Genomic DNA, 12582 nt, shown 5'->3' with positions numbered 1-12582 from the left:
AGGTGATTCAGCCCAAAGGTCATCTCCACCGCGCCGCCTGTTTCACGATCTAAATTACTGCTGACGTCACAGCTTACGGTTGTTCATGGAAAAAAGTTTAACTCGGTATATCTGGTCGAATACACGACTACAGCAGATATGGATTTTGATCGTTGTAGCCGTTTCAATGATCCCGTATTTCCTATCGTTCGATTTGCCAAAGCAGATTGTGAACGGTCCCATACAAGGTACCGGCTTTGAATCGCCTGGAGCGACGCAGACCTTTATGCGTATCCGGTACGATATTCCTTATGTGGGCGAAGTTACATTCTTTAACGGTCTCGAACTGACCCGCTTCGAGACATTGATGGCGCTCAGCCTGGTTTTCCTCCTTCTCGTCATCGTGAATGGGCTCTTCAAGCTTTATATCAATACCTATAAAGGCCGCCTTGGTGAGCGAATGCTGCGGCGTATCCGCTTTGAACTGATCGATCGTGTACTCCGGTTTCCCCCGTCTCAATTCAAGCGGGTAAAGTCGGCAGAAATTGCCACCATGATCAAGGATGAAGTTGAGCCGATGGGTGGCTTCACCGGCGACGCATTTGTGCAGCCTGCCTTGCTTGGGGGGCAGGCTTTAACTGCTCTTGTCTTCATTATCATGCAGAACTTCTGGCTTGGAATGATCGCGGCCGGGATTGTAGCCATACAGGGCGTCGTTATCCCGCGCATGCGCAAGCGATTGCTGGAGCTTGGACGGCAGCGACAGCTGACGGCTCGCGAGTTATCAGGTCGTGTGGGTGAAATTGTCGATGGCATTGGCACCATTCACGGCAATGATACCTCTAACTACGAACGCGCCGATATAGCGGCGCGTCTGGGACTTATATTCTCGATCCGGTACGATCTTTATCAATGGAAATTTTTAGTCAAGTTCATCAATAATTTTCTGGCGCAAGTCACACCGTTTTTGTTCTACTCCATCGGTGGTGTTTTGGCTTTGCAGGGCAGGCTGGATATTGGCCAGCTCGTTGCCGTGATCAATGCATACAAGGATTTACCTGGGCCATTGAAAGAGTTGATCGATTGGGATCAGGCGCGTCAGGATGTTCAGGTTAAGTACGCTCAGGTCGTCGAGCAGTTTAATGTGGACCGACTGGTTGATCCCAAGATTCAAGCTCTTGCGCCTACCCCGGCAGGTCGCCTTGAACATTCTTTGCATGCAGTCAATCTAACTGTTCTGGACGATAGCGGCGCACCCCTGCTCAACCATATCTCGGTTGAGATAAATCCTTCTGAAACCGTTGCCGTCGTTGGCAACAGCGCCAGTGGAGCTGAAGCCCTCGCGGAAGCGTTTGCCCGGTTGGTCTGGCCAGATCAGGGACGTATTACGATTGACGGAACCGATTTGCTTGAACTGCCCGAGTCAGTCACGGGCCGCAGGATCGCTTATGCCGCATCTGATACTTATTTCTTCCATGGAACACTTCGCGACAATCTTCTCTACGGGCTTAAACACGCCCCTTTGACGAAGGTCGAATATGAAGGAAAGCAGGCGATCAACTATAAATGGAACATCAATGAGGCACGTCGCGCTGGCAACCCAGAACTCGATCTCAACAGCGACTGGGTGGATTATACCTCTGCGGGTGTGACCGGTCCTCACGACCTTTTCAAAGTAGTGCGACCCGTTCTCGATGCGGTCATGATTTCGCAGGATATTCAGGATATGGCGCTGCGATCATTGGTCAATACCGCCACGCATAGCGATCTTACCGATAGAATCGTCGAACTGCGTGAAGCCCTTCGCAAACGGCTAAAGAAAGAGGGCCTCGAAGATCTGGTCGTTCCGTTCAAGCTGAAAGAGTACAACCCACAAGCGACTATCGGGGAAAATCTTCTGTTCGGCACGATGAAACGCCCCATGATGACCAACCGGAAACTTGCGGCTCATCCTTACTTCCGCTCGGTTCTGCGAGAGAACGACCTTTATATTGATCTGTATTTCATGGGTCTGGAAATCGCTTCGAACGCCGTGGAGCTGTTCCAGGATTTGCCGCCAGATCACCCGTTCTTCCAACAGCTGACATTCATGACGGCTGACGACATTCCAGCCTACCAGATTCTTCTGCAGAAATTGCAGGGCCGTGGATTCGAAGCGGCCTCCCCAGAAGAACGCTCAAACATTATCCGGTTGAGCTTTTCTTATATCGAGCCAAGGCACCGCTTTGGTTTGCTGAATGATGAACTAATGGCCAAGATTGTAGATGCGCGGGCCCGCTTCCATGAAAACTTACCTGCGGACCTCAAGGAAGTCATCGAACGCTATGACCCAAAGAAGTTTATCTCATCCGCAACACTCTTGGACAATGTCCTTTTCGGACGAGTTGGATTTGCGCAAGCGGATGGTACCGACAAACTGCGCGATATAATGCGTGACATCTTCAATAAGCTCGGTCTTTTCGAGAGCGTTCTTTCCATTGGCCTTGATTTCGACGTAGGGTCAGGCGGCAAGCGCCTGACAAATGTTCAGCGTCAGAAATTAAATGTGGCGCGTGCCCTGCTTAAACGATCCGACTATTTGATTTTTAATCGCCCGCTTCCAGCACTCGACCAACGGATTCAGGATAAGATCACTCACAACATTATGGAGAATCTTCACGAAGAGGGCCATTCACCGTCGATCATTTGGGTGCTTTCCAATACGAGCCTGGCCAAGCTGTTCGACAGAGTCATAGTATTTGACAATGGGGCACTGGTGGAAGACGGAACGCATGCTACTCTTCTGGAGAAAAACGGTGTATTTAAACAATTGGCTTCATAAAATCCGATGACTGTCACAGGGGATGCTACGCATATGCTGCTCAAAGACGAAGTGGAAATGTTGCGGCGGGTGCCACTGTTTTCGGGCGTTGCTCCCGCAAAACTGAAACTTCTCGCATTTACATCGGAGCGCGTAAGCTACAAGTCTGGCCAAGTACTGTTCAATCAAGGTGATCCAGCTGATGCCGCCTATGTGATATTGTCAGGCGCAGCTGACATTCTCGCCGACAGCCCGAGCGGCGAGATAAAGGTCGCCGAGATCGAACATGATTCAATCGTTGGCGAGATTGCGATCCTTTGCGATGTCTCCCGCACCGCTACGGTCAGGGCAAACTCGCCGCTGGAGGCCCTGCGAATAAGCAAAGACCACTTTATCAAGCTCCTGAGCGATTATCCGGAAATGACGATCGAAATCATGCGCGTTCTTGCAGACCGTCTAAGCCATACAACAACCGAACTCAGTGAAGCTCGCAGCAAACAAAAGCAGCACGCTTCCAAGTAATTATTACCGCTATTGACGCATTACTTGGCCCGTTTGAAGCGAAACAGAGAAATTGCGGGACGGTAGCCCCGATATATATGCTGCCATCATTCGAAACATTGTGGCAAACATGCGTTTGGGTTCCCCATCCTTACTGGTGTCGGATTTGTAGGCTTCGATCAACAATCGATACATCGCCATTCTGTCTGCTGATATCCAGTCTAAAGCCATCTCGCTGCCCATTCGCAAGCGATACCAGTCGCCAATCATATCGAGAGCTGGCACGGAATCCATTTTTCCCAGGGTTTCCGGCACCAAATTTGAGCAGGAACGTTCAGCCTTCAATGTCGGAATGATTTCGTCCCAATCCATGATCTTCTCGGACCGAGCCAGCAGAAACAGATCACCAAGATTCAACTGCCTAGCCAATTGTGCAAGTTTTGGCGACCATTCCCGCTTCAAATAGCGATGTATGACCAATTGATCCACGTGAGCCGATAGAAACTCGCCATAGTCACTGGCATCCAGCATAGAGCCGACATTCTTTTTTGTGACAGCGATTTCAGTTCGGTACTGACGGTTGATCCTGTTATCTATTGGCACATCGCACAATGATACTGTCTCGACATTCATCATTTCATCTTCAATCGTTAGAATCTTAAACGCTGGAGGAAATGCAACAAGGGAAGGTACACCTATATTCGTTAAAGTGCCTTTGATGTTCGAAACTCTGGCCGTGTCATTCACATGGAGATGGCCACTGAAATGTATGGACACTCCAGCTTCTATAACTGTGTCAGCGACCTTTCCGGACGGTGTTCGCCTGACAGAACTTGTCATACCAAACAATGTCTTTTCGTCTGCCGCAGTATTATCCATCATGTCGATCATTGGATAATGGGAGAAAGCCAGAAGTGTTTTCCCCTCAAGTCCGGCCCTTGCTGAAACATCTTTCATCCAATCCACGATGAAAGGTTTATGAACAAGCATAGCATTCCAGCCCGCATTTGTGCTGTCTATGAATGCAGCAGAACCTGCATTTGAAAGATCGCCATTATTAGGTTCAAACACATTGGCATCTATCATAAGCAGCCAAAGATTTGGTACCGGTTCAACCAGATAGGATGCATCCATCAGTTGATATTCATTTTTCCCATCAGCGGAACAGGCATTATAAAGGCGGCGCTCCCAGTCGGTATCTCTTCCAAAAGGCGTTTCCCAATGGATGGCATCTGTTTTTGAAAAAAAGCCTAGATCGGGAAGCTCTTGCAAGCCTGCAGGGTATCCCAAACAGTACATTTTATCGCTGAACACCATCGCCTCGGCGTCTTCATCGATAAATTCACTGTCGCTGGCGACGGTCGTATAGGTGCCATTCGCGTTGAGAAATCGCTTGGCATGATGACGGCCGTTTTGGCCAAAAATGTCGTGATTTCCTGCCGTTCCGACGAAAACGAGGCCATGATCTTTGCTGTAACTGTCGAGCAATTTTTTAAGTGCTGAAATTGTACTGATTTGACCATCGTCGGAATAGTCGCCGAGTAAAACGACGAGGTTGATACCTCGGGCCACGATTTTATCAAGCGCACTCCTTAGTGCCTGATAACTCTCATTGAAAACGCGGGTAGAGCGCATCGTATCAGTTAGCCTGCGGGCTATCATCCGACGGCCCTCGACCTCTATCCCCTCAAAATCATAATCGCCATAGAGATCGTGGAAATGAGCATCTGCAATAACGGCGATACGAGCAAATTTGGATGAAGTCATGAGCGAGCCGTTCAAGTGATAAACTATTCTATTTGTATTGGTTAATTGTCATAAACCTTAAAAAGCAAGTTGCTATCGCCTACATATCAACAGAAGCGAATTTTTAATGCGTAGCCTGTCAATAAAAAGGAATACAAGCCTCGCATAACGATCACAGTTTGACTACGATATCCCCCAAAATGGGGAACTAGGTGTAAAGAGCAGAATGAACGACCAAGTATTTCGGGTGAAATTCTGGGGAACGCGAGGCAGTGTTTCGGTTTCGGGGCCGGAGTTCGTAAGGTATGGTGGAAATACTGCCTGCATTGAAGTTCAGTGTGGAAACCGCCGATTAATTTTTGATACCGGCTCGGGTGTGCGGCAGGCTGGCGAAGCTTTGTCACGGGAAGGCGTCGAACAGCTCGATATCATTTATACCCATAGTCATTACGACCATATTATTGGCCTGCCCTATTTCACGCCTCTTTATAATCCCATGATGAGCGTCCGTCTCTGGTCCGGCCATCTGGCAGGGCAAATGACGACAGGACAAATGATCAAGCAGTTCATGCGTCCGCCTTGGTTTCCGATAGAATCCGATATTTGCCAAGCCTGTATCAACTTCCAGGATTTTCGTACCGGGGACACTCTCACTCCGTTTGAAAAGGTTGTCATACGCACAGATAAACTCAACCATCCGGGTGGCTGTGTCGGTTACAGGATCGAATGGGCGGGGCGTGTCCTCGCGCTGATATTCGATACTGAGCATGTTGATGGCGAATTGGATCCCGCCGTTCTCGGGCTCATCCAGGATGCTGACCTCGTTGTTTATGACTGTACGTATACCGAAGACGAGATGCCGCGGCGCTTTGGTTACGGCCACTCAACATGGCAACACGGCGTCAAGCTGGCGGAAGCTGCAAAAATCGGCAAACTGGCCTTGTTCCATCACGCGCCTTCCCGGACGGATGACGAGATTGACGAATTTGAACGACTTGCAAAGTTGCGTTTCGAACAAACATTTGCGGCACGTGATTTTCAGGTCATTGATCTTTAGGGCCTATGCATCTGAAGCAGGAAGGCTTTAAATCAGTTCCGCTGCCGAGACCCAGCGGCAACCTCCTGTCTCAGTCGTAATTTCGAACAGCCGCTTCAAGAAAATCCAGGCGGATTCGTCGTGGACGAGGTGATGACCCAAAATACCAATGGTACTGTCATCACCTTCAAAACGTCCACGCATTTCCATGACTATTTCGGCGACCAGCTCATTATGATCCCGACAGCCGCGAGTGCCATGCCAATCAATCAAATCAATGTGGGTGTTCACGGCCGGAATATGCCCTTGGTCAGCGCTTCCCTTCCCAAAAACTGAAAGCGCCGCAAATCCCACACTGTTTAAGTGCGGTAGCAATGAAGAATCAATACGATTCCATGGCGGCACAAGTATCGGCAAAGCTTGTTTGGTGAACAACTTAGCGATGCGACGCCTTCCCTCATCAAGTTCGTGGAGCACTACTTTCAAAAGTCGATGATCACCCAGCTCCTGTTTCTTTTCGCCTTTCCCAGCATGGTTTTCGTGCGACCAGCCGTGTGTCGCAACGGCGGCAAAACGCTCGGGCTTTAACATGTCCGCGAGCGGTGCACCAGCCAAAGACGGTATCACCGCCAATAGCACGGGGACCTCATATTCATTGCTCAGCATCAGCAAACGGTTCAGAGCATCGCTAGGCTCCACGGCATCATCATCGCGTAACCAAAATTGCACGCTCCGACTAGCATTTATCCAGCGAGACAGCTCGTCTCGCAACGGTTGCCAAACGGCATCTTTAATCATCGGTCTTGTTCCGTATAAGATCTCAACAAGAGATTTAATTGCGCTGATGCCAGTTCAAGCGAACGCTCTTTGAAAACAAATTGTCTTGCTGCATTTCCCATAACCAGGCGCTGCTCATTGTTAAGAAATAAATGCTCAATTGCTCTGCTAAAGGCAGCCACATCGTTTTCCGGCGTAAGAATTCCTGTTACTCCGTTTTTTACAACTTCTGGAACACCTGCCACTGCTTGAGCTATAACCGGCAGGCCAGCTGCCTGTGCTTCAAGATAAGCAATTCCATAGGCTTCGCCAAAACCCGGCCAGACATATATGTCCGATTCATAGAGGATTTTCGTGACTTCCCGGGATTGTTGTTGCCCGAGCCATTCTATGCGATCTTCTCTTATACCGGCGAAACAAGCCTTCACCATGGCGCTGGCAGGGCCGTCGCCAATAATCCTCAATCTCCAGGGCATATCACCCAGAAGCGCCAGAGACGCTGCCAGCATCCGGTAGCTTTCCAGTTTGTCACCCGACCTCATCATGGCAACGGTAACAAGTTGATTGGTAGTAACCGCAGTTGGCTCATCGGAAAAAGCCGCAATGTCGATAAATGGCGGCAATCTTTTCAAGCGCTTTTTAGATACGATCTGCTCAAGTCCGACCTCATCTCTTCGCGTGAAACAGATGTTTACTGCGGCCTGCCGAACGCCATTGACAACATATGATTGCTGTTCTGCCCACTCCTCATCATCGCGGCGTTTGGAATATGAGGCCTCGGCGGTAATGTAAGGCAGTTCAAACATAGTCGCCAAACTCGGCCCCACCAGATCCGGTGCTTTATAATAGGGATGGTACGTAAACCATAGATCGGGCTTGTTTCCCAATTGCCATAGATCTGCGAGCCGACCGCGCTCCTGTTCTGCACCGCCGCGGATCGTGGATAGAAGAGTCTGATCAGGCGTTTTGGTAAAGCTTCTTAGTTCCGAGGCGATCTCTACGCGGTGGCCCGCCCTTTGCATTGCCTGGATTAAAAGCCGTGCCATGGCACGGTCCCCCGAAGGAACAGGATGATTAGGAGATTTCAACGGAGCATAAAAAGCAATGTGCATGTGCGAAGCAATATAACCTTCTCAACAAACCTGCCGCACCATGCGGGAAGATAAACTGCTTCACAAGGGCTCGGCCCCGAGGCTGACGTTTGCAGTCGCTGCAAAATATCGTCAACGATTAAGGCTTTGTCTTGCCATTTTTAACGGGCAGAGCGAGTGCATCGCCCTACTCGCCAAACCACATCGGGTCAACTAAGCTAACCAGACAGAAATTGCTACGGATTTCATGACAGCTTTTGCCACCAATACAATCAGTTCCGAACGATCATTGCGCAGAATACGCTTGATCTCGGGGCTGATTATGCTCGCTTTTGTCATGCTTCATCTAGCCAACCATTCGCTCAATCTGATCTCTCTTAAAGCTGCGGAAGAGGGACGTCACTGGTTTCTCGCAATTTGGAGAAATCCGGTAGGCACAATCCTGTTTTACGGAGCTGCAGTCACTCACGTAGCGCTTGTCATGAGATCAATTTATCTGCGTCGCACATTGGTCATGCCATTGCGAGAAGCCAGCCAAATCATACTCGGGCTATTAATTCCCGCTCTGTTGATTGAACATGTCGTCAGTACACGCATCCGATATGAGATCGTCGGTCTGCATGACACATATGAATTTGTCATCAGAAGTCTATGGGTTGAATCCTCCGGCAACGCTTTAAGACAATCCTTGGCGCTTCTGGTTGTATGGGCGCATGGATGCATTGGCGTACACTTTTGGTTGCGGTATCGCGACTGGTATTCCCGAGCAGCTCCATTCTTTTTGACGCTAGCAATTCTGCTGCCGGTTCTTGGCCTTTTGGGTTTTGCCTATACGGGGAGAATTCTTGCCAGCGAACCTGTCCAGTCGAGCTACGGCAGCGGTTATTCTCCAATTGGCTCTCACGGCGGCGGTATTGTCAGCCCAGCAGCAGCGCAGCAGCTGATGGTAATAAAGTTCATGCTCTATGGGCTTTTTGCTGCGAGTCTGTTGAGCGTGTTAACCCTGCGCCTTATCCGCAGTTGGCGCGAACGTTTCGATCAAATCGAGATACGCTACCCTGAGGGCCAAACAGTTCGCGTTCCCCGCGGCTTTAGTGTTCTTGAAGCAAGCCGGATCGGCGGTATCCCTCACTATGCAGTGTGTGGTGGAAAGGGGCGCTGCTCCACATGCCGAGTCCAAATAATCGAAGGTGGCGATACGCTGTTGAAACCGGACGCGACTGAACAGGCAACCTTGAACCGCATCAATGCCGACCCTGATGTTCGGCTCGCTTGTCAGCTGCGTCCCTTGAATAACATCAGCATTGTTCCATTGTTGGTGCCAACTCTGGAGAGCAACTTGCCTGCCAATAGCCAGCAAGTTAATCCTGGCCGCGAGCAAGAAATCGTCATTCTTTTTTGTGATATTCGTAACTTCACCACTCTTACCGAAGCGCAGCTACCCTACGATGTAGTTTTCCTGCTTAACCGCTATTTTGCTATCATAGGCCAAGCAGTGGAACAGGCTGGCGGCCGTTTAGACAAGTTTATCGGCGACGGCGCCATGGCTTTGTTTGGACTGCAAGGGCGACCGGAAGATGCATGTCGGCAAGCGCTCAAGGCCTGCGCAATTATCATTCGTGAGATAGACCGGCTGAGCGATGAACTTTCGACAGGTCTAGCTATCCCTCTGCGCGTCGCAATCGGCGTTCACTCGGGACCTGCAATTGTGGGCGCCATGGGCTACAGCAATGTGAAGAGCTTAACCGCAATAGGTGATACTGTGAACGTTGCAAGCCGACTTGAAACAATTGCCAAAGAGCTCAATGTAACGCTTGTTGTGTCAGAACCGACAATCGAGAAAGCCGGCTCTGATACCAGTCAGCTCGAAGGCCGTGAAATAACGGTGAGAGGACGAGCCGAACCACTCAGAATCTACGTTGTTACTCAACAGATGAGCGCCTCTTTCCTATGAAAAACCGGTGGGTCCGACGCTTTAATAAGTGGAAATTCGATCTTGTCGCCCGCTTCTTCGATACCAGGTATGGCCGCGAGCTCTTGATCAATACAATTGGTCCACGGGTCGTTAATTTGACCGTTAATTGTGGCGATCATCTCATGACAGTGTCTCCACACGACTACATTGGGAAGAAAGTTTTTCGCAAAGGCAATTTTGAGCGAGATCACGTTGACCGGTTACTTTCAACTCTCCGGGAAAAGAAGCTTTTGAGCGGTGAAAGTACTTTGCTTGAGATTGGCGGGAACATCGGAACCCAAACGATCTATTTTGCACTGAGCCAGGTATTTTCACGGATCATCAGCATAGAAGCCGATCCTCGCAACTTCGAACTGTTGCAACACAATATTTCTCAGAACCATCTGCAGGCTAAAATACTTCCAATACAATGCGCTGCTGGCGACGTTGAAGGCGAGATTGATTTTTTCCAACATCAGAACAATCACGGGAAAAGCAGTACTTCCAGGAAAAGCAAGCACGATCATAAAATCACCGTGCCTGTAAAACCCGTAGACACAATTCTCTCCGAAGCAAATATATTGCCGCAAGAAATCGGCCTTATATGGATGGATATTGAAGGATACGAACCGGTTGCTTGTAACTCCATGCAGACGCTATTAAAGAGAAAAATACCGCTCTATATGGAGTTTTCACCGATATTTTACGGCCGGGAACAATCCATCGCTTTCACGCAGTATCTGGGCCGCTTTTACGAGGATTGCCTCATTTTTCGCGAAGATCACGTCGAGGCAATCAAAGTTTCTGCTCTCCCGCTTACCGAACCTCAGTTTGACATTCTGCTACTCAACGCGCCGATATAGGAAATAACGACCTGGCTTTACGCTTGCAGGAAGCGGCAATTGTTCGAGTGCTGGATGACGCAGCTCAAGCCCGCTAGCCACAATTCCCTGCGGCGCTAAAAGCGCGACCGCCAATTGCGGCAGCCATGTCAGTGTCACAGCATCCTTCTCGTCATATCCGGTACCAATATCAGCATGAACAAGTGCCGCATCCACGCCGACGAATGTTTGTGCCGTGTCACGTATCTCGCCAATAATCAGGTTATCTGGCTGAGGCGTAGAACTCTTGTGTGATCCGACAGCACGATCAAAAGCAATAATTCTTCGGTCCGGAAATCTTTCACGGAGATGGTCATAGGTTCGACCATTTCCGAGACCCAACTCGATCACAGGCCCGTCCAAATACTTCACACCATCACAAATATGATTGAGGATATCGCGCTGTGCTGTCATCCGGCGGATAAAACTGTCGAGTCTGCTCATATTCTGTTCCGTCATTCCATTGAAGAGTGGCTTATCATGCCAATTGCAAATCCGTCGATCACCAAGCGATCATAAAAAATTGCTCGTACCCATCTTTATCCAGCCTCCGCCTCATGTTTGATTGTACTCGCCCGGAGTAAGCCCATCAGCAATGGACCTGACGAGAAGGAGCCGGCCCGGGCCTTATCTGTCAGCGCGCGCAGATATCCGCCCGGACTTAAAATACTTTCACCCTTTTGAAGGATCGCCGAAACAACAATTGCCGCTTCATTGGGACCGAATATCTCCATGGCCTGGTTCCAGGCATCAGGGCTAATCCCGAGGGTTACCCGAACAAGATTTGCGGTTTGTATGAGATCAGACCAACTATTTATCCCGCCGAGTGCGTAATCGATTATGTCAGGGCAAGCTTTTAGGACCAGTCCCAGCGGAAAGGCTTTTGGCGGCTTTAAACCACTGCGCACCGGTTGATGTGAACTGAGCAGTTCTTTGGTATCAGCTTCATCATTCCAATCCGGATGATCACCACGATCTGCCCCTTGGTCTTTTCTAAAGCCAGGTTCAAAGTCAAATTTAGAGTCTGAGTTTTGATTCTGTATGTGCCGTTCATTTTGAACGTCACTGGCGGTTGATTTAGCTGAATTATTATTGAATTCCAATAACTTCTCAACATCTGCGCGCAAATCGGCCAGACTCACTGCCAATGCCTCGAGACCTACCCTGTCCAAACCCCTTAGGAGCGGTCGCGCAAGGGGCATAAATCTCTCACTGAGGGCATCCCAAGGGCCTTCAAAAGCCTGTTCCTCAGCAAAGATAATCATCTTGGCAATGTCTCTACGATGAAGACTTACCTGCTCTCGCAAGATGCGTCTTGCCAGATCCTCAGCGCGAATAGTTGCAGCAAGTTGCTCGTACTCGATTGCCTTTACCACCAAAGGCAGCAGGTCAAAGCCGAATGCGGTCTTCAATTCACCTTCCTGATCGCGGCGAACATAGCGCTTTCCATTCGGGCTATCGCGCCGAATGATCATTCCGGCCTCCACCAAGGAGGCAAGATGCCTGCGCAATGTAACTGGTGCCATCCCGTGGCAACGCAAGGATAGTTCCCTATTTGACGGAAAAACGATGAGATTCGCTGTGCTATCCAACTCATTCGGTTTGTGAAAACTGAGCAATGCGTGAAGCACCGCCAACGCTCGATCTGAAATGCCCAGCAGTGGTCGAGCTTCTGTAATCATGCGGAAAAGTTTCCATTTGTCCGCGACTACATTGACGTCACAATTCTTGACCTCCGTTTGCGCATCCAGCATGGCATACGACATTGGTCGGCGCCCAAAGGGCGTCGTTGTCATTTCCCTGTTCATTGCTTTCAC

General features: G+C 49.6%; 10 protein-coding genes. 5 read left to right on the top strand and 5 right to left on the bottom strand.

What is annotated here, in order from left to right; genetic code table 11:
- Window positions 1-85 precede the first annotated feature (85 nt).
- Together V9K92_RS04440 and V9K92_RS04435 are read left to right on the top strand one after the other, a co-directional pair.
- Complete coding sequence (locus tag V9K92_RS04440; protein WP_337353392.1) at window positions 86-2800, top strand: ABC transporter ATP-binding protein; 2715 nt, start codon at window positions 86-88, stop codon at window positions 2798-2800.
- A gap of 33 nt (window positions 2801-2833) precedes the next feature.
- Entirely contained in the window at window positions 2834-3301 is a 468-nt protein-coding gene (locus tag V9K92_RS04435; protein ID WP_115055113.1) for a cyclic nucleotide-binding domain-containing protein, read from the top strand.
- Window positions 3302-3310: 9 nt separating this feature from the next.
- Here V9K92_RS04435 and V9K92_RS04430 read toward each other — a convergent pair whose 3' ends face one another.
- Window positions 3311-5047 carry a metallophosphoesterase family protein gene (locus V9K92_RS04430; RefSeq protein WP_337353391.1) on the bottom strand — a complete coding sequence of 579 codons (1737 nt, stop codon included), beginning with the start codon at window positions 5045-5047 and terminating at the stop codon, window positions 3311-3313.
- Between the two features lie 205 nt (window positions 5048-5252).
- Between V9K92_RS04430 and V9K92_RS04425 the strand changes: the two genes are divergently transcribed.
- Window positions 5253-6083: an MBL fold metallo-hydrolase gene (locus tag V9K92_RS04425; protein WP_307277192.1), complete on the top strand. Its 831-nt coding sequence runs from the start codon at window positions 5253-5255 to the stop codon at window positions 6081-6083.
- 27 nt (window positions 6084-6110) lie between these two features.
- On the opposite strand, the gene V9K92_RS04420 is transcribed toward V9K92_RS04425, so the two are convergent.
- Both V9K92_RS04420 and V9K92_RS04415 read right to left on the bottom strand, forming a co-directional pair.
- Window positions 6111-6860, bottom strand: coding sequence for a polysaccharide deacetylase family protein (locus tag V9K92_RS04420; protein ID WP_337353390.1), 750 nt, complete (start codon window positions 6858-6860; stop codon window positions 6111-6113).
- Complete coding sequence (locus V9K92_RS04415) at window positions 6857-7951, bottom strand: glycosyltransferase family 4 protein (RefSeq protein WP_337353389.1); 1095 nt, start codon at window positions 7949-7951, stop codon at window positions 6857-6859. Before V9K92_RS04415 ends, V9K92_RS04420 begins: the two co-directional genes overlap by 4 nt.
- Before the next feature lie 226 nt (window positions 7952-8177).
- Here V9K92_RS04415 and V9K92_RS04410 point away from each other — a divergent pair, with 226 nt between their 5' ends.
- Together V9K92_RS04410 and V9K92_RS04405 are read left to right on the top strand one after the other, a co-directional pair.
- Window positions 8178-9884, top strand: coding sequence for an adenylate/guanylate cyclase domain-containing protein (locus V9K92_RS04410; protein ID WP_337353388.1), 1707 nt, complete (start codon window positions 8178-8180; stop codon window positions 9882-9884).
- Window positions 9881-10747 (top strand): FkbM family methyltransferase, encoded by an 867-nt coding sequence (locus V9K92_RS04405; protein WP_336441424.1) that lies wholly within the window; start codon window positions 9881-9883, stop codon window positions 10745-10747. The genes V9K92_RS04410 and V9K92_RS04405 overlap by 4 nt, the downstream gene beginning before the upstream one ends.
- Here the strand turns inward: V9K92_RS04405 and V9K92_RS04400 are convergent.
- Together V9K92_RS04400 and repC are read right to left on the bottom strand one after the other, a co-directional pair.
- The gene (locus V9K92_RS04400) at window positions 10727-11209 is read right to left on the bottom strand and encodes a class I SAM-dependent methyltransferase (protein ID WP_115054948.1); all 483 of its coding nucleotides are present in this window, start codon (window positions 11207-11209) and stop codon (window positions 10727-10729) included. The genes V9K92_RS04405 and V9K92_RS04400 overlap by 21 nt on opposite strands.
- A 95-nt stretch (window positions 11210-11304) precedes the next feature.
- A complete protein-coding gene (gene repC / locus V9K92_RS04395) occupies window positions 11305-12561 on the bottom strand; it encodes a plasmid replication protein RepC (protein ID WP_337353387.1) in 1257 nt (418 codons plus the stop codon).
- Window positions 12562-12582 lie beyond the last annotated feature (21 nt).

This window comes from Phyllobacterium sp. CCNWLW109 (assembly GCF_037203905.1).
Classification (GTDB): Bacteria; Pseudomonadota; Alphaproteobacteria; order Rhizobiales; family Rhizobiaceae; genus Phyllobacterium; species Phyllobacterium ifriqiyense.
Note: the sequence above shows the minus strand (reverse complement) of the source record. Positions and strands in the feature narration are given on the sequence as shown.